The organism is Coriobacteriia bacterium, from assembly GCA_031292615.1.
Taxonomy (GTDB): domain Bacteria; phylum Actinomycetota; class Coriobacteriia; order Anaerosomatales; family JAAXUF01; genus JARLGT01.
Map to the genome: position 1 here is coordinate 1 of JARLGT010000092.1, position 24768 is coordinate 24768.

At 63.0% G+C, this 24768-nt stretch carries 33 protein-coding genes; 25 read left to right on the forward strand and 8 right to left on the reverse strand.

The genetic code is table 11. From position 1 onward, the window contains the following. Positions 1-161: 161 nt before the first annotated feature. Both P4L93_08190 and P4L93_08195 read right to left on the reverse strand, forming a co-directional pair. Positions 162-1409 carry a site-specific integrase gene (locus tag P4L93_08190; GenBank protein MDR3686918.1) on the reverse strand — a complete coding sequence of 416 codons (1248 nt, stop codon included), beginning with the start codon at positions 1407-1409 and terminating at the stop codon, positions 162-164. Further along, positions 1406-2326: a hypothetical protein gene (locus tag P4L93_08195; protein ID MDR3686919.1), complete on the reverse strand. Its 921-nt coding sequence runs from the start codon at positions 2324-2326 to the stop codon at positions 1406-1408. The genes P4L93_08190 and P4L93_08195 overlap by 4 nt, the downstream gene beginning before the upstream one ends. A gap of 108 nt (positions 2327-2434) precedes the next feature. On the opposite strand from P4L93_08195, the gene P4L93_08200 reads away from it, so the two are divergent. From P4L93_08200 to P4L93_08215, 4 genes are all read left to right on the forward strand, one after another. Then, a complete protein-coding gene (locus P4L93_08200; GenBank protein MDR3686920.1) occupies positions 2435-2746 on the forward strand; it encodes a helix-turn-helix transcriptional regulator in 312 nt (103 codons plus the stop codon). 573 nt (positions 2747-3319) lie between these two features. Further along, positions 3320-5164, forward strand: coding sequence for a hypothetical protein (locus P4L93_08205; GenBank protein ID MDR3686921.1), 1845 nt, complete (start codon positions 3320-3322; stop codon positions 5162-5164). 52 nt (positions 5165-5216) lie between these two features. Beyond that, positions 5217-5660 (forward strand): hypothetical protein, encoded by a 444-nt coding sequence (locus P4L93_08210; protein MDR3686922.1) that lies wholly within the window; start codon positions 5217-5219, stop codon positions 5658-5660. Between the two features lie 226 nt (positions 5661-5886). Continuing rightward, positions 5887-6240, forward strand: a complete 354-nt coding sequence (locus tag P4L93_08215) for a hypothetical protein (GenBank protein MDR3686923.1) — start codon at positions 5887-5889, stop codon at positions 6238-6240. Between the two features lie 424 nt (positions 6241-6664). Here P4L93_08215 and P4L93_08220 read toward each other — a convergent pair whose 3' ends face one another. From P4L93_08220 to P4L93_08235, 4 genes are all read right to left on the reverse strand, one after another. Beyond that, on the reverse strand, positions 6665-6943 hold the full coding sequence (locus P4L93_08220; protein ID MDR3686924.1) for a hypothetical protein: 279 nt from the start codon (positions 6941-6943) through the stop codon (positions 6665-6667). A 690-nt stretch (positions 6944-7633) separates the two neighbouring features. Then, positions 7634-7807: a hypothetical protein gene (locus tag P4L93_08225; GenBank protein ID MDR3686925.1), complete on the reverse strand. Its 174-nt coding sequence runs from the start codon at positions 7805-7807 to the stop codon at positions 7634-7636. Between the two features lie 170 nt (positions 7808-7977). After that, positions 7978-8700 carry a hypothetical protein gene (locus P4L93_08230; GenBank protein MDR3686926.1) on the reverse strand — a complete coding sequence of 241 codons (723 nt, stop codon included), beginning with the start codon at positions 8698-8700 and terminating at the stop codon, positions 7978-7980. 72 nt (positions 8701-8772) lie between these two features. Then, a complete protein-coding gene (locus P4L93_08235; protein MDR3686927.1) occupies positions 8773-9450 on the reverse strand; it encodes a hypothetical protein in 678 nt (225 codons plus the stop codon). A gap of 697 nt (positions 9451-10147) precedes the next feature. Between P4L93_08235 and P4L93_08240 the strand changes: the two genes are divergently transcribed. From P4L93_08240 to P4L93_08310, 15 genes are all read left to right on the forward strand, one after another. Continuing rightward, complete coding sequence (locus P4L93_08240; GenBank protein MDR3686928.1) at positions 10148-10456, forward strand: metalloregulator ArsR/SmtB family transcription factor; 309 nt, start codon at positions 10148-10150, stop codon at positions 10454-10456. A gap of 82 nt (positions 10457-10538) precedes the next feature. Next, positions 10539-10775, forward strand: coding sequence for a thioredoxin family protein (locus P4L93_08245; GenBank protein MDR3686929.1), 237 nt, complete (start codon positions 10539-10541; stop codon positions 10773-10775). Positions 10776-10787: 12 nt separating this feature from the next. Next, positions 10788-11750, forward strand: coding sequence for a permease (locus tag P4L93_08250; protein MDR3686930.1), 963 nt, complete (start codon positions 10788-10790; stop codon positions 11748-11750). A gap of 189 nt (positions 11751-11939) precedes the next feature. Beyond that, entirely contained in the window at positions 11940-12134 is a 195-nt protein-coding gene (locus P4L93_08255; protein ID MDR3686931.1) for a hypothetical protein, read from the forward strand. A gap of 119 nt (positions 12135-12253) precedes the next feature. Beyond that, entirely contained in the window at positions 12254-12409 is a 156-nt protein-coding gene (locus tag P4L93_08260; GenBank protein MDR3686932.1) for a hypothetical protein, read from the forward strand. Positions 12410-12512: 103 nt separating this feature from the next. Beyond that, positions 12513-12995, forward strand: a complete 483-nt coding sequence (locus tag P4L93_08265; GenBank protein ID MDR3686933.1) for a hypothetical protein — start codon at positions 12513-12515, stop codon at positions 12993-12995. After that, positions 12992-13543, forward strand: coding sequence for a permease (locus P4L93_08270; protein ID MDR3686934.1), 552 nt, complete (start codon positions 12992-12994; stop codon positions 13541-13543). The genes P4L93_08265 and P4L93_08270 overlap by 4 nt, the downstream gene beginning before the upstream one ends. A 232-nt stretch (positions 13544-13775) precedes the next feature. Then, positions 13776-14222 (forward strand): DUF4405 domain-containing protein, encoded by a 447-nt coding sequence (locus P4L93_08275; protein MDR3686935.1) that lies wholly within the window; start codon positions 13776-13778, stop codon positions 14220-14222. 16 nt (positions 14223-14238) lie between these two features. After that, positions 14239-14667, forward strand: a complete 429-nt coding sequence (locus P4L93_08280; GenBank protein ID MDR3686936.1) for a hypothetical protein — start codon at positions 14239-14241, stop codon at positions 14665-14667. Between the two features lie 106 nt (positions 14668-14773). Next, the gene (locus P4L93_08285; GenBank protein MDR3686937.1) at positions 14774-15364 is read left to right on the forward strand and encodes a class I SAM-dependent methyltransferase; all 591 of its coding nucleotides are present in this window, start codon (positions 14774-14776) and stop codon (positions 15362-15364) included. Between the two features lie 58 nt (positions 15365-15422). Beyond that, on the forward strand, positions 15423-15623 hold the full coding sequence (locus tag P4L93_08290) for a DUF2892 domain-containing protein (GenBank protein ID MDR3686938.1): 201 nt from the start codon (positions 15423-15425) through the stop codon (positions 15621-15623). 63 nt (positions 15624-15686) lie between these two features. Next, a complete protein-coding gene (locus tag P4L93_08295; protein MDR3686939.1) occupies positions 15687-16139 on the forward strand; it encodes an OsmC family protein in 453 nt (150 codons plus the stop codon). Positions 16140-16329: 190 nt separating this feature from the next. Next, entirely contained in the window at positions 16330-16575 is a 246-nt protein-coding gene (locus tag P4L93_08300; protein ID MDR3686940.1) for a hypothetical protein, read from the forward strand. Positions 16576-16633: 58 nt separating this feature from the next. Further along, entirely contained in the window at positions 16634-16948 is a 315-nt protein-coding gene (locus P4L93_08305) for a rhodanese-like domain-containing protein (protein ID MDR3686941.1), read from the forward strand. Between the two features lie 102 nt (positions 16949-17050). Beyond that, on the forward strand, positions 17051-17251 hold the full coding sequence (locus P4L93_08310) for a DUF2892 domain-containing protein (GenBank protein MDR3686942.1): 201 nt from the start codon (positions 17051-17053) through the stop codon (positions 17249-17251). A 396-nt stretch (positions 17252-17647) separates the two neighbouring features. Here P4L93_08310 and P4L93_08315 read toward each other — a convergent pair whose 3' ends face one another. Both P4L93_08315 and P4L93_08320 read right to left on the reverse strand, forming a co-directional pair. Further along, positions 17648-18916, reverse strand: coding sequence for a radical SAM protein (locus P4L93_08315; GenBank protein ID MDR3686943.1), 1269 nt, complete (start codon positions 18914-18916; stop codon positions 17648-17650). 3 nt (positions 18917-18919) lie between these two features. Then, complete coding sequence (locus P4L93_08320) at positions 18920-19798, reverse strand: radical SAM protein (GenBank protein ID MDR3686944.1); 879 nt, start codon at positions 19796-19798, stop codon at positions 18920-18922. A 248-nt stretch (positions 19799-20046) separates the two neighbouring features. Here P4L93_08320 and P4L93_08325 point away from each other — a divergent pair, with 248 nt between their 5' ends. From P4L93_08325 to P4L93_08350, 6 genes are all read left to right on the forward strand, one after another. Continuing rightward, complete coding sequence (locus P4L93_08325) at positions 20047-21546, forward strand: radical SAM protein (GenBank protein ID MDR3686945.1); 1500 nt, start codon at positions 20047-20049, stop codon at positions 21544-21546. A gap of 42 nt (positions 21547-21588) precedes the next feature. Continuing rightward, positions 21589-22011 (forward strand): PadR family transcriptional regulator, encoded by a 423-nt coding sequence (locus P4L93_08330; protein ID MDR3686946.1) that lies wholly within the window; start codon positions 21589-21591, stop codon positions 22009-22011. A gap of 134 nt (positions 22012-22145) precedes the next feature. After that, positions 22146-22508 carry a NifB/NifX family molybdenum-iron cluster-binding protein gene (locus P4L93_08335; protein MDR3686947.1) on the forward strand — a complete coding sequence of 121 codons (363 nt, stop codon included), beginning with the start codon at positions 22146-22148 and terminating at the stop codon, positions 22506-22508. A 41-nt stretch (positions 22509-22549) separates the two neighbouring features. Then, complete coding sequence (locus P4L93_08340; GenBank protein MDR3686948.1) at positions 22550-22927, forward strand: NifB/NifX family molybdenum-iron cluster-binding protein; 378 nt, start codon at positions 22550-22552, stop codon at positions 22925-22927. Between the two features lie 2 nt (positions 22928-22929). Beyond that, the gene (locus P4L93_08345; GenBank protein MDR3686949.1) at positions 22930-23859 is read left to right on the forward strand and encodes a 4Fe-4S binding protein; all 930 of its coding nucleotides are present in this window, start codon (positions 22930-22932) and stop codon (positions 23857-23859) included. After that, complete coding sequence (locus P4L93_08350) at positions 23856-24749, forward strand: P-loop NTPase (GenBank protein ID MDR3686950.1); 894 nt, start codon at positions 23856-23858, stop codon at positions 24747-24749. The genes P4L93_08345 and P4L93_08350 overlap by 4 nt, the downstream gene beginning before the upstream one ends. Positions 24750-24768 lie beyond the last annotated feature (19 nt).

Genomic DNA, 24768 nt, shown 5'->3' on the forward strand with positions numbered 1-24768 from the left:
CAGTCTCGAAAACTGTTTAGGGGGTATCCCCCCCTACGAGGGTTCGAATCCCTCCCTCTCCGCCATATGTACGCCCTGACCAGCGGTTTTTCGATTCGCATCGAGAGCCGCTGGTTTGCGTTCTGGGGAGACGGGCCGAGGCGTGCGTACTATGCGTGCGCCTATCCCGCGACTCGCGCGGCTTTTCGAGCTTCGCCGAGCGCCTCCATGGCTGCCCGCTTCCGCTTGTCGAAGGCGTGCGCGTAGGTCTTCAGGAGTACGTCGGGCGAGTGCCCACTCATCGATGCGATGGTCACGGCATCAAACCCGAGGGCGATAAGTTGCGACACGAACGCGTGCCGCAGCGCGTGCGGCGTGATTTGCGTGAAGCCATGTGCGTGCGTGAACGCACGGTACTGCGCGCTGAAGTGGTCGGGGTTCAGCACCGAGCCATCCGGACTCGTGCAGACATAGTCGTCTTCGGCCGACTCCGCGCCAGCCCAACCCGGCCCACAATTCAGCCGTTCACGCCGCTGCGCCTTTCTCAGCGCATCAAACTCCGCAAGCGCCTCTTCGTCGATAGGTATCGTGCGTTCCTTGCCCGTCTTCGTGCATTTGACCAGCAACCCCTCGGGTTTGGTGCGCGTCACTGAGCGCCGAATCGTGACCTCGCCCTTGTCGAAGTCCACGTCCGACCACCGAAGCCCGCACAGTTCACCGCGCCGCGTGCCGAGATAGGCCGACACCATGACTGGTGGATACAATGCGGGCTCCTGTTCGCGCACCGCCTTTAGAAGACGCTCGATGTCGGTCATGTCGAGTGCCGGCTGCCTCTTCACGACCGTGCGAGATACGCCAGGCCTGACCCTGCGTGCGGGGTTGTAGTCAAGGTCTTCGGTGCGGTTGGCGAACGAGTAGACCGCCTCGATGAAGGTGTGCACGTGCCAGATGCTCAGGTTCGAAAGCCCGGTCTTGCCGTTAGGATGACAACGCGCGTCGGGCTTCTCGAGGGCGGCGTACAAACGGCCAAGATCCGCTGGCGTTATCTCACGAATCTTCTTCGAGCCAAGGCGAGGTATCACGCGGTTCTTCGCGAGCAACTTGTAGTGCTGGCGCGTTGTCGGCGCGAGAGCGTGATCTGCCCACTCCTCGAAGTAGTAGGCGATATAGCGTTCGAGTGTCCACTCCCTGCGCTCATTGCGCAGCGCTTCCTGGGTACCGCGCTGACTCGATGCAGCCTCGACGGCAGCGTCAATCTGTGTTCGCACTGCGGCGCTCATGTGATGCGCCTCGGTGGCGTTGCGAGCGGTGAAGACGCGCGAGTACCGCCTACCGTCGACCTTGATCGTCAACTGCCACTTTTCGCCGTCGAGGCGGCGCAGACTGCCCGCTCCCTTTGGCCGTCGAGCACGCGAGACCTCCCTGCTCATCCCGAACCCTCCTCGCGCTTGACGGCCTTCATCGCCGCCTGCCTGAGTCGGTACGACTTAGCCGCTCGGCACTTATCGCTGCATACCTGTTTGTGCGACCTGGCGTCCGTCGCATCCCACCACTTCCCACACTCCGGACAGACCCGGTACTTGCGGTTTCCGTCCACCGCGAGCGCGAACTGTAACCATAGAGCCCCGCCAAGTTGCCGAGGGGCGAGCGAGACTCTGAGGCCAGTGCCGTACGCCGTCTGCTCCCTCCTCACGACCGGCGCGATCCGGTATCGCGTCAGGGCATCATCGATTGTCCGTTCGAGGACGATCTGCGCGACCTCGCGGGTGGGGGTGTCGAGTCGTACTGCCCCGAGGTGACGCTGTTCCTCGTGGTACCGCTGCAGGCCTTCGGGGAGCGTCAAGTGGGTGCCCGCAGCGTCGGGGACCCGCCTCGTTTCATCGTAGTCACGCTTTAGGGTGGGGACGAACCAGTCCCGGTGGGCGGTCGTGAAACGAATCGCATGGGTGAAATCCGAAAGAGCATCCGCCGGGCGACCCTCTCTGAGCCCCTGCCAGAGATGGATTGAAGACCGCATCGTCGCGCTCTCGTACTCCCATAGCTCAGCGGTCTCGATGCCCAGCAGCGGACCGTACTCCTCAGCGAACGACAGGTACTGAGCCTCTCCGCTTAGTCCTGCGAACAGCAAGAACAACTCGGGATGATCGCGCAAGGGACGGTAACGACGCTCGCTGGTGCTCTCCCACGAGAGCCATCGATCTCCCGGGTCTGGACGGTCGATGGCCGCGGAGTCGACGTTGGACTGACCTCGAAGACGGGCTATTCCAGGTCGCCGCGTCGTCCAGGCGGCACAGGGGGCATTGCTCCACTCAAGCTGGTCATCGAGCAATCTCAGGGAATCAGTCATCTGGGGCTTCGCACCTCTGCGCTTTTCACCGGATTAATCGGTTGCGACACATACAACCGCAGTCTAGGCTACGGCACAGGCCGTGTCCAGACAACTTGAGGAGTGACCATGACAAGGATGATTCAGGCCGAGCGCGAGCGGCAGGGACTGACCCGGGCCCGTCTCGCACGCAAGGCTGAAATGAGCGCGAGCACCGTGGGGCAGATCGAAAGCGGCTACATCGGCACACCGTACTCGGTTCAGCTCGAGAAGCTTGCGGCCGCACTCCAGTGGGCCGGCGACCCACGCGAGCTGGTCGAGGAGGTGGAAGATCGTGCCCCGAACCAGACCCCCGGGTGGGCGGGCGGGCGAGCTGCCGCCCACCGCACTTCTCAGCGAACTGGCAGCCTACGAGCGCGTGGATGTGAGGACGATGCGTAAGGCAGCTGACGCGGGGGAGATTCCCGGAGCCTACAGGCGTGGGCGCTCGTGGCGAGTCCGTACGGACGTGTATCTGGCCGCGCTGGGGCAAGCGACGGAAAGCGATCAGTCGTGCATGCCTCTCGTCGAGTCCCCACTGCCGGCCACAAGTCCGACGACCGCGGGTAACGCGTAGTGGGCCCCGGCGTCGGCGGCCCTATCGAGCGCGTTCTCGCTCTCGTCGGCCCAACTAAGCGAAGCGGTACAGGCTGGATGGCGCGCTGCCCGGCCCACGAGGATAGGAACGCGAGCCTGAGCATCTCGGAGAGAGATGACGGGTGCGTCCTCCTGTATTGCCACGGTGGCTGTGAAACAGAGGCGGTCGTCGCAGCGCTCGGACTGAAGATGGGCGACCTGTTCCCCCCGACGGTTTCAGACCTGACACCTTTACACCCCAGCTCAAGGGCTCGACACACTGGTGATTCGAGGGCAAGGGGCCTGACGCTCGAGGCGCTCGCCGAGGCCAAGCAGCTCCCTGTCGACTTCCTTCGGAAGGCAGGGTGCAGCGACGTCAAGTACCAAGGCGCGCCCGCCGTGCGCATCGAGTACCGAAACGAGACCGGCGAGCTGTCGGCGATACGCTACCGCGTCGGCATGGATGCCGAGCCTCGCTTCAAATGGAAGCAGGGCAGCCACGTGATGCCCTACGGGCTCGAACGTCTCGCCCACGCTCGTGAGGCTGGGTGGGTTCTGCTCGTCGAGGGGGAGAGCGACTGCTGGACAGCTTGGCACAACGGCCTACCCACGCTGGGCGTCCCGGGCAAATCCACGTGGCGCGCGGAGTGGGCGACCCTCCTCGACGGACTCGGGGTCTACGTGTGGCAGGAGCCCAACGCCGAGGACTTCACGGCACGGATCTTCGCGAACCTGCCCGATGCCCGCGTCATCGTCGCGCCTGACGGAGTCAAGGACATCTCGGCAGCTCACCTTGCCGGCGCCGACCTGTGCGCGCTGTTGGAGAAGCTCAAGGCCTCCGCACCTCTCGCGGGGGAGCAGATTCAGGATTCGAGCCACGCAACACAGGCGCGCCTTGAGGATGAGGCGCGCCGCGTGCTGGAAGCGGCCGACCCGCTCATCGAAATCTGGGCGGCCTTGAAGGCGAGCGGGTACGGCGGCGACTCCACGACGCCGTTGATCGTCTACCTCGCCGCCACAAGCCGACTGCTGGCGATGCGACCTGGTGCGATGCCCGTGCACCTGTTACTAATCGGCCCTGCGAGTGCGGGCAAGAGCTATGCGGTGCGAACCGCACTGTCGCTGTTACCCCCCGAGGCAACGTGCGCCATCGACGCCGGTTCACCGCGTGCGCTCATCTACAACGATGAGAACCTCGAACACCGCGTGCTCTTGTTCGGGGAGGCCGACAGCCTGCCGGCGGGAGAAGACAACCCGGCTGCGAGCGCCGTGCGAAACCTGCTGCAGGACCACCGGCTGCACTACGACGTCACGGTTGAAGACAGGCAGGCGGGCGGCTTCAGCGTTCGACACATCAACAAGCCCGGGCCGACGGTGCTCATCACGACCGCGGTCAAGACGCTTGGCTCCCAACTCAGCTCGCGCATGTTCGTGCTGCGGGTAGCCGACACGCCGGCCCAGACCCGGGCGGCGCTGGCCGCTCAGGCCCAAATCGAGCTACACGGCGTCACCGCGCCCGACCCCACGCTCATCGCGTATCAGGCGTTACTGCAGCTGCAGGCCCCTTGGGACGTCGCTGTGCCTTTCGTTGATGAACTTGCTGAGGCCATCGGTAGACGGCCTGCTGACAGTCGAGTGCTGCGTGACTTCGCCCGGCTCGTGAGCCTCATCAAGGCCGTCGCTGTGCTGCGGCATCCTCGGCGCCCACGCGATGAACGTGGCCGCGTCGTCGCGACGGTGGACGACTACGCGGATGTCTTCAACCTCATTGGCGACCTGTTCGAGGGGAGCGTGACTGGCGCCGGCGACACGGTGCGAGAACTCGTAGGTGCGGCGGCCGAGCTACTCGCCGGTGGCAAGAGGTCGGTGAGCGTCACCGAACTCGCCGCCAAACTCGAGCTGACCAAGCAGGCTACCTCGGGACGCGTGAGACGAGCCCTTGCCGGGGGCTGGCTTCTTAACGAAGAAGAACGCCGCGGTCGCGCCTTCAAGCTCGTGCTCGGCGACCCACTGCCCGAGAGCACTGGCCTGCCGCTGCCGTGCGAACTGCAAGCACGCCAACACCTTGAGGACGAGTCGTTGCACATGAAAGAGGGCTCCGAGCAGGTGTGTCAAGCCGTCAAGCCCGAAACCGCTCGGGGGAGCGCCGACCACCTTGCCGGTCGGGATCCGCCACCGCTTGGCGCGAAGACCGACCAGCAGGCCGCCGCGGAGGTCACGGCGCCAGAAGGGAGCTGCCCATGAGCCGCAGGCGGACGCCCAAGCCCCAGACGACCCTTAGGAAGAAGGTAGGAACATGAAGATTGGCCCTCCGCTAAAGAGCGAGTACACGCTTATTCCACCCGGCGTCTACGAGGCGCGCATCGTGTCGATAAACATGGTCGACAACAACTTCTTCGACGCGGCTACCGACCGCCCGGAGAAGGCAAAGCAGCTCGAATGGAAGCTCGAGACCACCGTCGACGACGAGATCGTGACCCTTACCGCCTGGACTTCAACGTACACGTCAACGAGCGCCAGGAGCAAGCTGGCCAAGTTCGCACGCGCAATCCTCGGCCCGTCCTGGGTGCTTGATAACGGACTCGACACCGACGACCTCGTCGGCCGGCGGGCGCGCGTCATGGTCTCGAACGAGACGAAGGTCAAGGACGGCGTCGAGACGACCTACAACAAGGTCGTCGAGCTGTTGCCGAGCACGGCACCCTCTGGCACGGCAATCGTCGCAGAACCGCCCTTCTAGGCGCCGCGCCGGGGACTAGGGCTCTGTCGCTGGTCCCCGGCGCCCGCCCGATAGGCTGTTTTTCCCAAGCCCCCGACGCGCGCGCACGCGCGTGGAGCTGCCCAAAACTCGAGCATAAGAGCGATGAACGCGCCCGACGAGGGGTGCTGGGCGCAGCCCCAACCTAACTCCCTGACCTTACCGAAACCTTGCCCCGGCCTTGCCGGTTGGCCCTCAGGAGGCACCCATGATTGTCACGATTGAGGAACTCGGTTACCAGCTCCAGCCCTACGGCAAGGGTCCCTGCTGGCAGCTCTACCAGTTCACTACGAACCGCACGACACGCAAGGGCGACCCGCTCCCCGACGAGTGGCTGCGGCTCGAGTTCTACCCCACGACCCTCGAGCGCGGTCTACAGAACATCGCCGAGCGCGCCCTTCGCGAGTCGAGAGTAACCGGCGACCTTGACGCCGCGATGGCCGAGGTGCGACGCATTGGCGACGCGATAACGGCCGCGTGTGCAGGCCTGCATCCGCCGCAGAGGCGCGACAGGGCGTCAAGCGCACCCGAGGTGCCGGACGTCGACGTCGGGACGAAATAGGCGCCATGACGCAACTCACCGGACGCGCCGTGTTTCAGACCTGAGCAGCCTTGCGCTCAGTCAGGCTGTCCCAGATGTGCGTCGCCGTGGCTGTCTTCTCCGCGGGGGTCATCTTCGCCCAGTCCTCCGAGGTCGGTGCACTCACGACGCGTCGTTCGGTCGGCAGACTTGGTGTGAGCTTCTTCGGGCATTGGTGGTCGTAGCAGCCACCCTTCCGACTGAAACCGCTTGTTCGGCGGTCGGCCTACGGCTTCGCTGCAGCGCCCAGACTCAGAGAGGCCCCAGAGTCCTTCGCTGGGGCCACATCCAACTCCGAAACCGACCGTCGACGCGACGCGCCTCGCTCGCCGTCGCGGGTATCCAAGTCTGTTCAGCTTGGAAGGACTCGCGGCCGATCCTCAATGTAGTTCCTACCCGCCCCGGCCTAGGCCCGTAGCGACCAGCACCCCACCTGCAGGTATTCTTCGATCTGCCCGAGACTGTGACCGCTACGAAACAACTCTGCCCCCGTGTCGACGCTTCGCAGCATGTAGAAGCTTGGTTCGTCGCCCTCGCAGGCCCATCCGATATCCAGATAGTCCAAGGGCTCGGCGTTTGGGTCTTCAAGTAAGACCTTTCGCAGCTCGAAACCAGCGTCGAGCGCCATTCTGCGAATCCGCTCGGCATAGGATGCCCTCGCCTGCACCATCCACCTCTCAGCCACCGTCACGCACCTCCCCAGGGCGGTTCGATGCCTTCGTTATCGGCAGAATTTGCGACCCACATTATCGGCAGTCACGACAAGGCAAACCGGCCGCCAAGGGTGGCGCAGAGATCTGGCGGTCTTCGGACTCGCCAAACGCAGGAGGCGTGGCGAGACGTCGTCGTCTCAGTTGGTGTGCTGACCGACTGTACGTGCAGAAACGTCACGGGACCGGCCGCCGAAGGTCAGCAGTCCATCCCATTTCGCCGCCTTGCCGCGCTGAACTCGCTCGCGTCGATACTGCTGCTCACGAATCCACGGCGGCTTCACAGGACCGCCACAAGTGCGCGGTACATCTCGACTAACGGCATGCCTCGATCCCACCCGGTCGAGCGAACACCCCTTTCGCTTCGGGCGTGTCGGGCGGTTCAACGAGCGTCCCCCCGACTCGGCACCGCCGAAACAGAGCCCCATCGGTCGTCAACCGAGCGGGGCTCTTCTCTTTGGCCGGTAGATGTTGCCCTAAGGACGCGATGGGATCGTGCACGGCTTCGAGCCAGCGAACGGTCTCGAGCAGACGAGCAGCAGCCTCGTGTGACGGCCTGCATCTGCCGTAGAGGCGCCATAGCGCATCAGGCGCATCCGAGGTGCGGGACGTCGACGTCGGGACGAAATAAGCGCCATGACGCAGCTCGCCAAACGCGCTGTGTTTCAGTCCTCAGCGGCCCTACGCCCGGTCAGGCTCTCCCAGATGCGCGACGCGGTCGCCGTCTTCTCTTCGGGGGTCATCTTGGCCCAGTCCTCCGAGGTCGGTGCACTCACGACGCGGCGTTCGGTGGGCAGTTTCGGTGTCGTCTTTGGCGCTTTCCCGGTCATCCTTGCCATGGGAATCACCTATCTCGACCTAAGCCGCGACACGGCGGTCGGCCCTCGCTTTAGCTGCACTTGTCGGGCGCCCAGCAAGCTGATAGGTATCAAATCGGCGCTGCCGCACGATTGCGACGATCGTAGTGTACCCATGTATCTGACTGCGGCGCTTCGGTGCTCCCACCAGGCTAGCGCTCGCGGCATCCGCTCGATGCGCTCATTAAGGCAGATCCCGTCGACGGGCGAGCGATCAAATCCGCACGCCACGGCACAAGGGGAGAGGCAAGTCCCAGCCGATTGTAGAAGTCGTCGAGAAACGCAATCGCGGTTTCTGTCGCCCATGCCGCACGCGGAGCGCTCAGGCAAACGTGCGGGAACCATCCTGCTATGTTGTCGGGCATGAATGTCGGTCCAGCAATCGGTTGGGCGCGAAGTGCCGCGATGAGCTTGGTTAGCTCGAGTTCCGAAGCCATTCTCGACTTGTAATGGACGAGTTCATTTCTCAACTTCACCAGGAGCTGCGTTTGCTCCCACAGACTACTCCCTCGATCGATTTCGGTTCTCTTGAGGAGATGCAGCACGGCGTCGTATCGCCCAGTAACAGGACCCGAGTCGAGCATTTCAGAGATTGGGAGCAGGAATTCGCGCGCATCCTTGTCGGTTGCGTCCCCGCCGAGATGATGGCCCGGCCCCCAGTGCACGACGCACCACAGTTCCGATTCCAACGCTGCTACAGATTGCAGCACCGCCCCCGTGGCGAACCCGCGATGGGCAATCTCGTCAGCTCGATCGGGCGGCCACGAGATGCGCGACTCCAGATCGAAGGCAAGTCGCGACTGGCTTGCAGCCGCCGCAAGAAGCTGACAGGTGAAGTTGTAGCGCGAATCGAATGCCGTGATGCTGTCGCTCATGCGAACTCCCTCAAACGAGCGGTGTGTTTCGCCTAACGTGTTGCGCTTGAGCGACGCTCAGGCGCGTGCGCATCAGCGTATTGGCTCGCGGCGTCCGCTCGAAGCGCTTGTCAGCCACACTGCCAGCGGCTCCGTACTGGCCAGCCAAGAATCTGCCACTTCCTGCAGGTCAGCGGGGAATGAGCCGTCTCTTAGCGGCCAGCCGCCGTACGAGCCTGTTGGGTGGGGAACGCCCAGCACCGCGCGATCTGGCAGGAGGTAGGCCGTGGCCTCGAATGCCTGACGCCCGGCTGCCACGACGGGCCAGTCTGCGGGAACGGCGTCAAGTTCCGAACCGAGGAATTGCCTGCGGCAGCGACGGAGCGTCTGTTCCGAGAGCCGCTTCGTCTCCGGACGTGACTGGCACTTGGCGAGCTCGGTCCACCAGATGGAGCCATGGATCCTGAGAACATCGATCAGCTGCTCCATTCGACGATAGTAGCGGTCGCATCGAATGAGCTGCTCGCGCCAGTAATCCACCGTCGCCGAGTAAGTGACCTCGCGCGCCAACAGATACTGCTGCTCCGCCTGGCCCATCCGGCCGGGATTCAAGCCCACCACAACCGCTCCGCGGGCGGTGCCTCGCGGCTGGAAGAACAGGCAACGCGGAGGAATGCCGGCGGCGGCGTCGTGCTCGACGTCCGCGCATGCGCCATTGCAGGCGATCAGCCGATTGCCCAGTACGGACGCTGAACGTTTGAGATCAACCATGCCCACCGCCCCAGGGTTGTGGCTAACGTGTTGCGCGTGAGCGGCGCTCCGGCGCTTGCATCAGGATAGCGCTCGCCGTCGTCGTTCGGCCGTGGGAAAATCGCCGTAGCTTGCGGCTGGAGGGCGACGATGGGCGGAAGACATCGCCACAACGGTCGGCTGTCGCCCAGCGCGCAACGGGGCTCCCACACCAGTCGCTTAAGGCCCCCGGCTCGCGGACGCACCAACTTCATGCCGCGTCTGATGGCCTGCATCCGCCGCAGAGGCGCGATGTTGCGGCGAGTGCATCCCGAGGTGCTGGACGTCGGCATGAGGACGAAATGGGCGTCACTACGCAGCTCGCCAAATGCGCCGTCCTCAAGCGCGAAGCAGCCGTGACGGATCGCATGACACAGGTTTGCGACAAATCTCCGAGAGACCAAGAACATACGGCTTGCGCAGAAGGCGCGGGGTGACAGCGACGTCAGCACTACGATCTGGGGCTGAACCGATGCCCGCCCTTAGCAGTGGGTGCGTGCCCGGCGAGCCGATTGGTGACCGTCACGGATAGGTTGGCGGGCGTCTGCGAGCGTCATGTGCGAGGCACCCAGGCATCGCAAGGAGTTCATCCCGTTGACTCCAAATACCCGTGTGAGTATAGTCGCTTGTTAGTTCGAAAGTTTTCGAACCAGCAGCAGGAGGATCCACATTGTCACAGATGACCAGCACGACAGCGCAGGAGATAGATCAGGTGTTCAAGGCCTTGGCCTCCTCCCATCGCCGCGAGATCCTCCAGATCCTCAGCGACAGCGACGCCGAGGTCGGCAAGACCTGTTGTGCGGCCGATGAGGTATGCGCGTGTAAGATCTCGGACCGGCTCGGGCTCTCGCCGTCGACGACCTCGCACCACATGACGGTGCTCAAGCAGGCCGGTCTGGTCAGCGCCCGCAAGGAAGGACTGTGGACGTATTACTCGCTTCGCCGAGACGTGTTGGCGAGTGCGGCGCAGGAGTTGAAGCGCTACTAGCGTGATCTTTGGCGGGCCACTGCGAGCTCGCCTTCTTTCGGCCTTGTTAGTTCGAACATTTTCGATGTAGAAGGAGACGAACGTGGAGATCAAGGTGCTGGGTTCAGGGTGTGCCAAGTGCAACCAGCTCGAGGAGGCGACCAAGCTTGCGGCCGCCAAAGCGGGAATCGACGCGCATATCGAGCACATCACCGACATGGCCCAGATCATGGGCTTTGGTGTGATGACCACGCCGGCACTCGTCGTCGACGGTGAAGTGCGTGTCGCTGGCCGCGTCCCGTCAGTCGAGGACCTCGTCGCTTTGCTGACGCGGGATTAGTTCGCGGTGGACATCTTCTATCCGTTCCAGTGGCTCTCGGACACGATCACGTACCGCGTGCTCGGCCTAGACGCCGGCAGCAAGCTTGGGTCGTCGGTGGACTTCTTCCTCTACGACGTGCCCAAAGTGCTCGCGCTGCTCGCCGTGGTCATCTTCTTCGTGGCGATCATCCGGTCGTTCTTCCCTCCCGAGAAGACGCGCAAGCTCCTGTCGCACTCACGGCTCTACGGAGGCAACATCGCCGCCGCGTTGCTTGGCATCGTGACGCCGTTTTGCTCATGCTCTGCCGTGCCGCTCTTCATCGGATTCGTCGAAAGTGGAGTGCCTCTCGGCGTGACGTTCTCGTTTCTGGTGGCGAGCCCGATGATCAACGAGGTCGCGATAATCCTGCTGTGGGGGATGTTCGGCTGGAAGATCACCGCGCTCTACATCGGGTCCGGGCTCGTCATCGCCATCACAAGCGGGATCATCATCGGCAAGTTGGGTCTTGAGAGCTGGGTGGAGGAGTACGTCTACCAGATCCGCGTCGGCGAGGCCGGGGACCTGCCCGAGGAGACGTGGCCAGAGCGGCTTGCCTACGCCAGAGGCTACGTCGCAGAGATCGTCGGCAAGGTGTGGCCGTATGTCGTCGTCGGCGTCGGTCTGGGTGCCATCATGCATGGCTATATCCCTGCCGACTTCCTCGCGAAGTACGCCGGCCCCGGCAATCCGTTCGCCGTGCCGCTGGCCGTAATCGTCGGCATCCCGCTTTACAGCAACGCCGCCGGAGTCGTGCCCCTGATCGGCGTCATGACCCAGAAGGGTGTGTCGATCGGGACCTCACTCGCCTTCATGATGGCGGTCGTGGGCCTCTCGCTGCCAGAGGCGATCATCCTGCGCAAAGTGCTCAAGCCCAAGCTCATCGCCGTCTACTTCAGCGTGAACGCCGTCGGCATCATGGCGATCGGCTATCTGTTCAACGCGATCTTGCACTAACCCTTGGCAGAAGGAGGCGCGGGAATGGATGAGATCGTCGTAAAGGTCATCGACGAAAGCTGCGCTTGAGGCGGCGGGACCGATTGCTGCGACACTCTTGAGTCCGCTCTGACCGGGTATGCGGAAGGTGCGACTTGAGAGCTCTCGCTCCAATGGCGCCTCCAGGTCTTGGAGGCAAAGGTAAACGAAATGGTGAGCACTACTGTTCGCTTCGAGGAATCTGAACTCTACGGTTTGTCCGGTCAGGAACGAGATGCTGCCATCGATGCGCTGTCGAATGGTAGGGAGTTCCCGTTTGTCATCATCGGCGACACGCTCGCGTGTTCTGGCGGGCTCGATGTGGCCGCTATTGCCGAGGTAGTGAAACGAAGAATGCCCGTCTAACGGCACCCTACCAACATCGATTGATGGATGGAGCGCCCATGCCAGAACTGACGATCAGGGTTCTGCACGTCCAGGGTTGACCGGCATACGAGTCGGCGGTCGCCGAAACGATCGAAGCGATGAGGACTTCGGGACTCTCCGGCCTGCCGGATGTGATCGAGGTGTCGTCTGAGGCTGATGCGGCTCTCGGGTATCGCGGCTCGGCATCCGTTGTGATCGACGGAGCCGATGTTGACGAGCGAATGGTGGGCACGCCGAGTCTCCAGTGGGGTTGAAGACGGTATCCGTCGCCGGGTGGCGGCTCGCAGGCATATCCGAGTGCAATACAGATTGCTCAGGCAATAACTCGATCCTCCGTGCGGGAGTGAAGACCAGCGTATGAATCTCACTGACCTAGGGCTCATCGTCGCGGTGGTGATCCTTCTCGCTGTCTCGGGTCTTCGGAGCCGAGACAAGACGAAGAAAGGCCTGGTGCTCGGTGCCAAGCAGTTCTGGAACGTGTTGCCGTTCTTCCTCGCGGTCTTTGCGCTGGTGGGTCTGCTGGAGGTTCTCGTCACGCCGCAGCAGGTGCAGGCATGGCTCGGCAGCGGGGCGGGGATGTTGGCGCCGTTCTACGCGGCACTTCTCGGCGGTCTGGGAACCGGTCCGCCGGCCTCGGTCTTCCCGCTCGGCCAGTTCCTGCTGGCAAAGCACGCGACCGTCGCAGCGGTCTCCACGCTCCTGATTGCTTGGGTCGCGGTGGGGACGGTCACGCTTCCCGCCGAGATCCGCTTCTTCGGAGCCCGGTTCGCGCTGACCAGATGGACTCTCACCTTCGTGCTGTCGATTGCACTCGGGCTGCTGATGGGGTGGATCCTGTGACGCGGTTCATCAAATGGTCGAAGCAGAACTGGCTCGTCTGGGCGGTGCTTCTCGCCTATATCGTCACTGCACTGTCGAAGCCGGCGGCCGCCGTCCGAGCTCTCGTCCTCGGAGCCGAGACGTTCGCCAGCCTGATCGTGACGCTGGTGACGGTGTTCGTCGTCGTCGGCCTCTTCCTAGTGTGGGTCAACGACGAGTTCATCATGAAGCACCTCGGCGAGGAGTCCGGGTTCATCGGCCTGGTGCTTGGCGCCAGTTTCGGCACTGTGCTCCACGGCCCTCTGATCGGAGTGTTCCCGCTGCTTCGTGCTCTGATAGAGAAAGGGGCGCGGGTCGGTGTCGTGATCGCAATCGTGTCCACGTGGGCGATCAAGCTGCCGATGATCCCGCTCGAGATCCGGCTGTTCGGGTGGAAGTTCGCGCTGCTACGCAACGGCCTACTCTTCGTCTCGGCGTTTATCATGGCGCCGCTGATGGAGTTGGTTCTCGGCAAGGAATGGATCGACGACTACCGCAAGAGTGAGAGCGACGAGTTCAGCCTGGAGTGATGCGAACCGGTCAGCGCTCAGGCCGGTCGGGTTGAATGAGCGATGCTTCACGGCTGGGCAGTCGGCCGACTCAGCTGGCATGAAGGCGCCGATTCTGTCTCCTCCGAGGATCTCGTCGCTCGAACACATCTGAACTACACAAACCGCTCACGACTGTCTGATAGCCTATGCCCCATGGGGTATCGTGACTTCGGATACGAGAGGTACGAACGTGGGTTTTCGAGGAAGGCTCGTGATCGACATCGGTGCGCTCGTCGCGTACCTCGCCGCCACGAACACGGCGCTTACCGGCATTCCTATCCATGAGTGGTTGAGCATCGGTGTGGCCATCGTCTTGGCGTTGCATGTCGCACTCAACTGGGACTGGACCGTGAACGTCGTTCGCCGCTTCATTCGCAAGCTGCGGAGCCTCTCGCGCTTCAACCTCGTGGTCGACATCCTGCTCTTCGTGGTCTTTACCGTAGTCATGCTCACCGGGCTGATGGTCTCTCGCGTCGTCGTTCCGGCTTTCGGTCTCTCGGTTCCCTTCGGACCGACGTGGCGAATCCTCCATTCCCTTGCCGCAAAGGTCCTGCTTCTCGTCCTGGGGTTGCACGTCGGACTCCACTGGCGCTGGATCGTGACGGCCACCAAGCGCTGGCTGGCACCAGCGCCCATCGGCGCCGAGACGGAGGCGTAGCCCGTTGAAGCTGGCGATGCGAACGATTCTTGTGCTCGTCCTCGGCGTCGCGCTTGCGCTTCCGCTCTACATGGCCATCGACTCGATGTACGGCCAGTTCATGGGTCCGGGTGGTCTGAACCCGAACTTCGTCACGCTCATCTCGGCATGGAGGGCGATGGGCGGGACCGCTCAGCCTCTGAGTGCCGAGCAACTCCAAGGAGCTGGGGGCGGCATGCCGTCGTTCGGGGCTGGAGGCGGGGCTGGCTTCCCTGGAGGCGGGTCGCCTCCTGGCGGCCTCGGCGGGCGTCAGCCGGTCGCCATCACCGATGGCCTCGACCTGTCCCGAGCTCCCGGCCAATCGGGCGGTGATCTGCTTTGGCTCGCAGTCCCGGCGATTCTTGGTGCCGGGATCGAGATCGGTTCGACGGCTCTGACGCGCAGGCGTCGCGAGGCCGGCGCCTGACACCGCGCGTCCTGCGGCGGTATTCGTGCTCCCGTGTCATCCTCGGCTGATGTGATACCCTAGGGGGTATATATCAACCGTGACCCTTTTGAGACAGGGAAGCGTCGTGGCCTACGAGAAGTTCAACGTCGCACAGCTTGATCGCCTGAACGACGAAGGCCGGTTCGAGAGCCTGCCACCTGAGGTCATGTGGCGAGCACTCGGCCACCCGGAACCTCAGGCCATCGTCGACATCGGAGCGGGGACGGGGCTGTTCGCATGCCGGTTCGCTGAGATGGCGCCGGAAGCCGAGGTCTACGCGATAGACACTGAGCCGACCATGGTTCGCTGGATGCTGGAGCACAGGCCGCAGTACTTGTGCGATCGGTTCCATCCTTTGCTCGGCAAGGAGACGATCGTCCCGTTCGGTACCGGTGAGGCGGATCTCGCGCTGATGATCAACCTCCATCACGAGCTCGTCGATCCGCATGCCAGCTACCGAGAAGCGCTGCGAGTGCTGCGTATCGGCGGCCAGCTCCTCGTCGCGGACTGGGCGCCCGGTGGCGATGGGGCAAGACCCCCGCAGCACGTGCGTGCGGCGCCTGAGCTGATCGCCGAGATGCTCTCAGCCGTCGGGTTCGAGTGGGTGGTCTCCCACCCTGGCCTGCCAAGTCACTCGCTTCTTACTGCTCGCAAACCCGCAGTCTGCGGTATCTAGCCGGCTGGGTGCCGGTTGCACTTCGTGGCAGTCGCCCCTTTTAGAAGGAGTCATCGAGATGAAGCTCAACGAAGGTACTGTCGATCGAGTCATCCGAGGCGTTGTCGGCGCCATCTTGCTGGTAGTCGGGGTGGTGCTCGTGAAGGGCACTTTGGGCATCGTGCTTGACGTCATCGGCGTCATCCTGCTCATCACGGGCATCGTCGGGTTTTGCCCGATCTATGCACTGCTGCACATCGGCACGGCGAAGAAGTCCTAGCAGCTGAGGCGACGCTGGTCGTTCGGCGCCATCAACCTGCCGCGCTCACCAGGAAGGCACGACATGGATGTGATCAACGCCCGCTGGACGAAGAACCGGCAGTTCGTCGGTTGGGACTCGAAGCAGCACGGCATCGTCATGGACACCCCGGCCGAAGGCACCGGCGAGGGCACTGGCTGGCGGCCGGTCGAGCTGCTCCTCCTCGGTTTGGCCGGCTGCACCGGTGTCGACGTCGTCTCCATCCTTGAGAAGAAGCGCGAGGACGTTCGCGGGCTCGAGATTGAAGTGCGTGGCGAGACCTACGTCGAGGGCTTCCCGCACTACTACCAAGATATCGAGGTCGTCTACACGGTTACTGGTGTGGGCATCAAGCCCTCTTCGGTGGAGCAGGCTATAGAGCTCTCCGAGCAGAAGTACTGCTCGGTCAAGGGGTGCCTCGGGCCGCAGTGCAACGTGAAGACGAGCTTCGAGATCGTCGAGTTCGAGCCACAGATCGGTCCGAAGAACCGTACCTAGTTCTCGCTCTCAGGGAGGCGTTTCAGTGCCAGATATCATCATCAAGGTCATCGATCTCGACGAGTGCAGTTGAAGCGGTGGGGGCGACCCCTACGCGGACGGTCTGTCCGAGTCGCTGCTTTTCGAGGCCGAAGTAACGGGTTCTGTCGATCTTCCAGCTGGCGAGTCGTCTTGTGGGATGCCGGTCTCTGTGCAGATCGAGCGCCTGGAGCGTGAACTTGCGAATCGCCTGGGCAGCGGATTCTCAGTCCAAGCCACCGACCTATACAGCCTAGAGGGCGTTGAGCGGGACGCGGCGCTGGACGCCCTCGTCGCCGGTGAACCCTCGCCGTTCGTGCTGGCTCTGGGAGGGCTGGTGTGTACAGGTAGCGTAGACACATCTGCGATTCTCGACGCGCTTCGGGTGTCGTCCGCAGAATCCAGCGCGATCTGTTGAGAGCAATCATTCCTCAGGAACGCCCGGTCCGATGGGCCGTCAAGATGAGAGGTCGTCAATGTTCGGTTGGGGAGTCAAGAGCGTCACTGTCGATGAACTTGCAGACAAACTCGCTGAGGGCAAGCAGGTGCTCATCGACGTTCGGGAGCCCTATGAGTTCGCTGCGGGTCACGTCAGGGGCGCGGTCAACGTGCCGCTGGGTCAGCTCGCCGGCAGACTCGGCAAGTTCGATTCGCATTCGGAGACGTACGTGATCTGTCAGTCGGGGCATCGCAGTGCGACGGCCGTGCGGCTCCTTGCCCGTTCCGGCTTCGAGCACGCGTACAGTGTCAAGGGAGGCACTTCGGCGTGGCGCGGCAAGCTGGTCCGCTAGTCAGCCGCGAATAATCGGCGCATCGGGCTCTCGGCTGACCACGGGGCCGATTCCCCTGCGACCCGGCATAACGGCGCCGCAACTCTCGGAGAGGAGCTACTGATGGGGACCAACCTCGGGACGGTTGACCGTGTGATCCGTGGAGTCGTCGGCGTCATCCTGATAACCGTCGGGCTGTTCCTCGTGAGAGGGATTCTCGGCATCGTTCTCAGTCTGCTTGGGGTCCTTCTGATCTTCAGCGGGACAGTCGGCTTCTGCCACGTGTACAAGGTTCTGCACATCCACAGTTCCAGAAAAGCGTGAGATCGATTCGAGATCACTGAGGAGGCCAGATCGAGGAGGTGGGCGGTGCCCGAGTACGCATACCGGTGCACGGAATGCGGCCATGATTTCAGTGTCAGGAAACGCATAGCTGAAGTGGCGCGAGAAGAACCCTGCCCGACCTGCGGCTCCAAGACGAAGCGCTTGTGGACGGTTCCTGCGATAGCGGGACCCACCTGCGGAGCAGATAGCGTCGGCGGCGGAGGTTGAGGCGTGAACTATCGGGCGTGACCCGGCACCTCATCTTCTGAGCAGCCCGCGTCCTCGGAAGCATGCCCGCTCCAGGTCCCCCGGACAGTCGACGGCGGCGAGAAGACTGAAGGGAGTCGGCTCGATGAGCCACCGAATGGCGTGGTGTCGGTGAGCGCGGGTCTGGCGCTACAGGCGAGCGCGATAGCTGCTCTGCATCGCCGTAGCCATGACCTCGAGTCGACGGATGTCTGCGAACGATATCTCTCGTGTCTGGATCACTGCGTGTGCTGACTGCGATTCGTATTCCAAGCCGAGTTCCTGTGAACGCTCGCAAAGGTCAGTCCCCGGCAGAACATGCAGTGTGGAGGATTGGACAACGCCGGGGTCGAGTCTGAACAGCCAGCGCAACCCACCGATGACGTCGAAAGCGTCGTCTCCCGGCAACCCGAAGATCAAGTCACACTCGACTGAGATGCCTTGGCGTTTCAGCTCCGCGACGCCTCTGGCAAAACGCTCGGAGTCGAAATTCCGATGGCACGCCTGCAAGGCGTCCATGCCTATCGACTGTGGTCCGGTCTCTACCGACACGACGCCGGCGCGTCGAAGGTCGAGCGCCTGCTCGGCGTCTATCCGCTCTATGTCGACTTCGATGGTGTGAAGAGTGAGACCGCGCCTCGCGTGCGGCTCGAGCATGTCGGCGAGCCAGTGCAGCCGGTCGGGGGTCAGATTGAACACCGAGTCCACGAAGGTGAACGACTTGACGCCGGGAGCCGTGGCCACCGCATTGATGTCAGCCGCGATCCGCTCTTTCGAGAAGCTCCGGATCCTAGTGCTGCCCTTCCCCTCGAAGCAGTAGCTGCAGTTGTGCGGGCAGCCGCGATACGTCTCGATGTAGGACAGCGCCTCGGTCGGAGACAGAAGGCCTGTCAGATACGGCGACGGAATGGTATCGAGATCGTCGATCAGTGGTCGGTCCGGAGCACTCACGACCTCATCACGATTGCGTGCGGTGACTCCGGGGCACATCCACATGCGCTTACCCGTTGCAATCACTCGCAGCAGTTCATCGAACGTCTCCTCGCCCTCGCCTCTCACGATTGCGTCGACCGCAGGGTTGGTCCCCACCACGTCTTCGGCGACGGCGCTCACTTCCGGCCCGCCCAGGATGATCTTCAGGTGATGGTCAGCATCGCGGATGATCGAACACGCTTCGTAGATCGCAGGAGCGTTCCAGCAGTACACGGAGAACGCGACGACGTCTGGGCCCATGCGCAGGAGGCGGTAGGCGGTCCGCCAGGGATCGACGTCCGTGGTCAGATCCAGAGTCTGGAAGGCGACCTTGCCTTTGAGCCGTGTATCGGCTTCGGCGTAGGCGCGAAGGTAGCCGAGCGCGAGCGACTGGTAGCCAGGACGGTTGAGGGCGACGAGTGCGACTTTGAGCGGTTGGTCTGCCATCGGTCAGCCCACATTGGGGGGTTTGAATCCGTGCGAGATACGTTGAGCTACCTGAGCGGCATCAGGTGGGGCCGCGAGGGCCGCGAGTGTCCGCTCGGAGGCCCCCGGCATCGCCCCGCCGCACACGTCTGTCAGAGGGCAAGTTCGGCAGGCTTCCGACTTCGTGCCCTCGACCTCGTGATACATGGAGGCGAGGTGAAGCTCCCATCCATTTGCGCATCCGTAGGGGATGCCTTCGACCGCGACCCAGGTTGCGTAGACGATCCCGGAATCGCAAGCCGCCCCAAGCCATGGGGCTGCCTGACGCGGATCGAGGTCGGCGTCATCGATCGACAGGAGCACGGCGTTCGCACCGGTCTTCGCGGCCAGGGTGACGATCTCCGGAGTGTCGTGCAGATTGTGCCGACAGACAGGAACCCGGACGGTGACGTGCACCCTCATGGTGTTCTTCAGCGCAGCTTCGAGGAAGTCCTTGACGCCGGCAACCGTTCTCTCGAACGATCCGCGTCTGCCGGTAAGTGAGTCGTGGAGTTCGGCAGTGGACCCGAGCAGCGGAATGGTGAGGTGGCGGACGCCGGAGCCCAGGGTCCGCTCGACGGTTTCCGCAGTCGCGAGCGCATGGGCGTCGGACTCGAGTCTGATGCGACTGGCTCCCGCTGTGACCGAGGCGTCGAGCAGCTCGAAAAGAGCGGGATGATGGAACGGCTCGGCGCCTGTTAAGGACAGGTTGGGGCCCGGACCGCCGGGCCACGTACTGGCTGCTTCACCGATCGCCAGAAGGATGCTCGAGGCGTCACGAAGTGTCTCGGCTTCAGCTCGATGACAGCGAACGCATCGGGGAGCGCCGGATTCGCCGAGAACGATGTTCGCGAACCTCAGCACAGAGGCTTCCTTACCCCTAGGGGTATCGATTGTACGCCCGGCATGAACGACTCGCAATCAGGGCGCCGACCCCCAGACACGGTGGAACCGTAGTTTGACATCTATATGCGGGGCGCAGATAGTGTTGGTTACATCTAGATGGCAGATAATCGGATGCCCCAGAACATCTGGTCGCCGACTGCGCTGACCGATTGCAGTGCCCCCCAACACATGATCGCGCATCATCGGAAGACTGGAGACGTCACCAAATGAGAAGAATCCTCTTCGTCACACCGCCCTACACCTGTTGGGGCCAGATGCTGATGGGCAACTGGCCCCCACTGCAGATCGCCTTTCTTGCCGGCGCGGCTCGCGAGGCGGGGCACGAAGCGAAGATATTCGACGCGATGAACAAGAAGCTCTCCTTCGACGACATTCGCGATGAGATTGAACGCTACCGGCCGGACTTCGTCATGTCGCTCGACTACCTGCCGGTGACCGGCTCCATCAGCACCTGCACGGTGCCTGCCGCGATCAAGGCTCTCGGCGTCGCCAAGCAAGTCGATCCGCGCATCGTCACCCTCCTCGGAGGGCCGCATCCAACGTTCATGTACGACGAGATCTTTCGCGAGGACAGCAACAAGGTCGACTTCGTGTTGCGGGGGGAAATGGAGGGCACCCTCGCAGAACTCATGTCGACCTTCCCGCTAGAGTCCCCCGATGAGGTCAAGGGCATCGCGTTTCTCAAGGACGGCGAAGTCGTCGCGACCGAGATGCGACCTCAGATCGAGGACCTCGACACGCTCGAGGTCGCGTGGGACCTGCTCGACTGGGAGGACTACCACTACAACGTAGAGCCCTACGGACGCATGGCATCGGTACTGACCTCGCGCGGGTGCATGATGGGATGCTCGTTCTGCGGCCAGCGTCTCTTCTGGCGCGGAGCCTGGCGTGCTCGCGATGCGGAGAAGGTCGTGGCGGAGATACGGCACCTCGTCGAGGAATACGACGTCGAGTTCGTCACGATGATCGACGCCTACCCGACCTACGACCGGGAGCGCTGGGAGAAGATCCTCGACCTGCTCATCGAGTCGGACCTGGGCGTAAAGATCCTTATCGAGACTCGCGTCGAGGACATCCTGCGCGACGAAGACATCCTGCAGAAGTACCACGATGCTGGCATCATGCACGTCTACATGGGAACCGAGAGCAGCAGCGACGAACTCCTCGAAAGCCTGAACAAGGGCACGACGATCAATCAGAACCAACGCGCCATCGATCTGTGCCGTGAGTACGACATCATGACCGAGGCGTCGCTCATGGTTGGCTTCCCCGGAGAGACATGGGACTCGATCAAGAAGACCACCGAAGTAGCAATCCGCCTCAATCCGGACATTGCGGTCTTCCCCGTGCTCACCCCGATGCCCTTCACGCCACTCTGGGATGAGATGCACGACCGCATCCGCGTATGGGACTACTCGCAGTACAACCTCACGACCCCGATCATCGAGCCTTACGCGATGTCGCTCGAAGACATCACGATTGCACTGGGTCGCTGCTACATGACGTTTTACGCCAACAAGATGACGGACATCCTCGCGCTTCCCGACGGTTTCAAGCGCCGCTACATGCTCTCCGCGATGAAGACGATGATGAAAGACTACGGCGAACACTTCGACTTCCTCGGCATCGGAATGTCTAAGATCGCGGACATGGTGGGCATGCCCAAGATGCCCAAGATGTCGGAGATAACGGAGGCACTGAAGTAGCGCGCCAAGATCATGACGTCGGTCAAATGAAGGAGGTTTCTCATGGGCCCCATGTGCGAAGGACCTGCGAGTGAAGGGGTCCACGGACCCGGCGGAGGCAATCGTGCATGCTGCCGAAGGGCGGGCGGCGGCGGGGCTCTTGTCGAGCCGGCCGCGCTCGCAGGCCTGCTGAACAAGTCTGCGCACGGCTACGACCTGCGTCGTGAGATTCGCGAGATGACGGGTGGAGAGCTCGAGGTCGATGCCGGCGGGCTGTACCGCGTGCTGCGTCGTATGGAGGAGGAGGGCTTCGTAACGTCGGCGTGGGCCGAAGGGGACTCAGGGCCCCAGCGCAGGGACTATGAGCTCACCGCCGAGGGGCGGGACCTGGCCGAGGACTGGGTTGACCATCTGCGTGAGCGAGAGCGCGTGTCCAAGCTGCTTGCCGATGCACTGTCCTCGGGGTTGAAAGAAGAGGCTCGGTAGAACCTGGGAGGTACGAACATGGCCGGATTCGATACAACGGGTCCCGCAGTTGCGAGGCGGATGACAGGTCGCGGCGATAGGGTGCCTACTCGGAATCGCCGCGTCGGCATGGGTCGACCTGAACGCTGGTCGAAATGAAACTCGCGGTGTCGGCCCTCGGACCAAATCTGGACGACAAGGTCGACGAACGTTTCGGGCGGGCCGCGTACCTGCTCATTGTGGATGCCGACACACTTGCGGTCGACGTGCTCGACAACTCGGCTAACAAGCACGCTTTGCAGGGCGCCGGCCTCGGAGCGGCAGAAGCTGTCTCGGCTGCCTCAGCCGACGCCGTCATTACGGGGCACTTGGGCCCCAAGGCATTCCGTGCGTTGGACGCCATCGATGTTCACGGGTACTCGGGAGTTGGTATGACGGTCCGCGAAGCGATAGGTGCCTTTGCAATGAACACGCTCGAACCGCTCGACGATTCAAACCCATACCAACGGTTCGAATAGCAGCACAGTCTTTGGACAGCCAATTCAGTAGGAGGTCTCCGATGTCAGAACAGCTTCTCCTCGCGGTTCCTTCCATGGGTACCGGGGGCATCGAGTGCGAGCGGTCGGGACACTTCGGCCACTGCGACACGTTCACCTTGGTTGAGATAGACGGTGACGCGGTCAAGAACGTGAGCATCATCCAGAATCCTCCTCACGTGGATGGCGGATGCCTTGGCCCCGTCAACCTTCTGGCGTCGAACGGCGTCACGGCGATCGTGGTCGCGGGCATGGGTGCTCGGCCTTTGGCTGGCTTCCAAGACGCCGGCATCGATGTGTACTTCGACAATGTCACACCGGTCGTGGGGGATGTTGTGGCGAGGCTCCTCGCCGGCGAGTGCGAGGTCATGGACGCGCGTGACTCCTGCCAAGGGCACTAGCCTTGGGACCTACCGCCCCAATAGCATTCCCACATCCGTTGCGTGTCGCGGTCGCCTCGGGCAAAGGGGGCACTGGCAAGACCTTGGTCTCGACGGGCCTTGCGGCTCTGGCCGCAATTGCGGGCAACCGAGTTGTGCTCGTCGACTGCGATGTCGAGGCCCCCAACGACCACTTGTTCGTCCGCGTCGATTCGCCGATCACCGTTCCTGTGCTCGTTCCGGTGGCGACGGTGGATGCCGCACTGTGCACCGGCTGTGGAATCTGTCGGCAGGCCTGCGCTTTCGGTGCCCCTCGACTCTTGGGGGGCTCGGCAATCGTCTTTGAGGAGATGTGCCACGGGTGCGGCCTTTGCCTGCGGGCCTGCCCGGAGGGCGCGATCCATGAAGTGCCCGATCGGGTCGGCGAGATTGCGGTCGGCTATGCGAGAGACATCGGCGAGTTGCAGTTGGTCACCGGCCGGCTCGATGTTGGGCAAGTCAAGACTCCACCGATTGTTCGGCAGGCGAGAGCTCTAGGCGAAGGGATTGAGCCCGATTTCGTTGTCTTAGACGCGCCGCCGGGGGTTGCTTGTTCAACAGTCGAATCGGTCCGAGGGGCAGACGTACTCTTGCTGGTGACCGAGCCCACCCCCTTCGGCCTTCACGACGTCGCGCTCGCCCGCCAGCTCGGCTTCAGCCTGGGAATACCGATGGGCATCGTGCTCAATCGCGACATGGGACAGCGCAGCGATCTCGAGGAGCTGAGTGTGGTTTGGGACGTGCCGATTCTTGCTCGCATTCCCTTTCAGCGCCATATTGCCGAGATCTATGCAGGAGGCGGAAACGCCGCGCTTCAAGTGGGCGCAGTAGGCGCGGCGTTGGGCGCCGTGCTTCGAGCGTTGCCGGGTTTGGCCCACGAGGATGAGCTGGACGAGCTGGAGAACTGGTCGTGACGACAATTGTGATCGCATCAGGCAAGGGCGGCACGGGCAAGACCACGCTCACGTCGCTGTTCGCCGCTCTGGCGTCGGAGAAGTCTCGCGTCGTGGTCGTGGACGCAGATGTCGAAGCGTCCAACCTTCCGATAGCCATGGGTGTTGTCGCTGAGAGATGTCAGGCATTCGCCGGCCAGAGCAAGATCTCCATCGACCCTGCCGTCTGTAGCGGGTGCTCGGCTTGCGAGCTCGTGTGCCGCTTCGGAGCGCTGTCGTTCGACATGGAAACGGGCGCGTTTGTAGTTGACCCGGCCGCATGCGAGAGATGCGGCTTCTGCGCCTACGTGTGCCCGTTGGACGCCGTGCGAACGGTCGACAGTGTCAGCGGCGAGGCATGTGTCGGAATGTCGCCCGTCGGACCGATGGCGTTCGGCAAACTGGAACCAGGCGAGGACCTATCGGGTCGGCTCGTGAGCGAGGTCAGACGCCTTGGTTCTGCCGAGGCACTCGACACCGAGGCTACAGTCGTGCTCGTCGACGGACCGCCTGGCGTCGGATGTCCTGCAATGGCGTCAATGGCCGAGACGGACCTGCTGGTCGCAGTCGCGGAGCCCACGGTTTCGGGGCAGCATGATCTGGTACGCATAGTGGAGCTCGCCGGCCGCTTTAACCTGCCCGTGCTGGTCGTGCTGAACAAGTCGGACTTATCGCCATCGGGTGCTGAGCGCATTCGCGAACTCTGCCACCTCCGCGAACTCCCGCTCATCGCCGAGATTCCATTCGATCCGCGCATCGCGCAGGTGATGTCAGGTCAGGATAATCGGCTGCCTGCGACTGGTCTCGCCGTCGCGGAGGCGACCCGCGCGTGGAGACGTATCGAGTCCAGTATGCGGACGACAAGTGCTTGAGGGCGGGACGAGACACACG

Bases quoted from the DNA above. Each gene is read 5' to 3' on its own strand.
- P4L93_08190 (MDR3686918.1), bottom strand. From the start codon at position 1,409: ATGAGCAGGGAGGTCTCGCGTGCTCGACGGCCAAAGGGAGCGGGCAGT.
- P4L93_08195 (MDR3686919.1), bottom strand. From the start codon at position 2,326: ATGACTGATTCCCTGAGATTGCTCGATGACCAGCTTGAGTGGAGCAAT.
- P4L93_08200 (MDR3686920.1), top strand. From the start codon at position 2,435: ATGACAAGGATGATTCAGGCCGAGCGCGAGCGGCAGGGACTGACCCGG.
- P4L93_08210 (MDR3686922.1), top strand. From the start codon at position 5,217: ATGAAGATTGGCCCTCCGCTAAAGAGCGAGTACACGCTTATTCCACCC.
- P4L93_08215 (MDR3686923.1), top strand. From the start codon at position 5,887: ATGATTGTCACGATTGAGGAACTCGGTTACCAGCTCCAGCCCTACGGC.
- P4L93_08225 (MDR3686925.1), bottom strand. From the start codon at position 7,807: ATGGCAAGGATGACCGGGAAAGCGCCAAAGACGACACCGAAACTGCCC.
- P4L93_08230 (MDR3686926.1), bottom strand. From the start codon at position 8,700: ATGAGCGACAGCATCACGGCATTCGATTCGCGCTACAACTTCACCTGT.
- P4L93_08235 (MDR3686927.1), bottom strand. From the start codon at position 9,450: ATGGTTGATCTCAAACGTTCAGCGTCCGTACTGGGCAATCGGCTGATC.
- P4L93_08240 (MDR3686928.1), top strand. From the start codon at position 10,148: ATGACCAGCACGACAGCGCAGGAGATAGATCAGGTGTTCAAGGCCTTG.
- P4L93_08255 (MDR3686931.1), top strand. From the start codon at position 11,940: ATGGTGAGCACTACTGTTCGCTTCGAGGAATCTGAACTCTACGGTTTG.
- P4L93_08260 (MDR3686932.1), top strand. From the start codon at position 12,254: ATGAGGACTTCGGGACTCTCCGGCCTGCCGGATGTGATCGAGGTGTCG.
- P4L93_08265 (MDR3686933.1), top strand. From the start codon at position 12,513: ATGAATCTCACTGACCTAGGGCTCATCGTCGCGGTGGTGATCCTTCTC.
- P4L93_08280 (MDR3686936.1), top strand. From the start codon at position 14,239: ATGCGAACGATTCTTGTGCTCGTCCTCGGCGTCGCGCTTGCGCTTCCG.
- P4L93_08290 (MDR3686938.1), top strand. From the start codon at position 15,423: ATGAAGCTCAACGAAGGTACTGTCGATCGAGTCATCCGAGGCGTTGTC.
- P4L93_08295 (MDR3686939.1), top strand. From the start codon at position 15,687: ATGGATGTGATCAACGCCCGCTGGACGAAGAACCGGCAGTTCGTCGGT.
- P4L93_08305 (MDR3686941.1), top strand. From the start codon at position 16,634: ATGTTCGGTTGGGGAGTCAAGAGCGTCACTGTCGATGAACTTGCAGAC.
- P4L93_08310 (MDR3686942.1), top strand. From the start codon at position 17,051: ATGGGGACCAACCTCGGGACGGTTGACCGTGTGATCCGTGGAGTCGTC.
- P4L93_08315 (MDR3686943.1), bottom strand. From the start codon at position 18,916: ATGGCAGACCAACCGCTCAAAGTCGCACTCGTCGCCCTCAACCGTCCT.
- P4L93_08325 (MDR3686945.1), top strand. From the start codon at position 20,047: ATGAGAAGAATCCTCTTCGTCACACCGCCCTACACCTGTTGGGGCCAG.
- P4L93_08330 (MDR3686946.1), top strand. From the start codon at position 21,589: ATGGGCCCCATGTGCGAAGGACCTGCGAGTGAAGGGGTCCACGGACCC.
- P4L93_08335 (MDR3686947.1), top strand. From the start codon at position 22,146: ATGAAACTCGCGGTGTCGGCCCTCGGACCAAATCTGGACGACAAGGTC.
- P4L93_08340 (MDR3686948.1), top strand. From the start codon at position 22,550: ATGTCAGAACAGCTTCTCCTCGCGGTTCCTTCCATGGGTACCGGGGGC.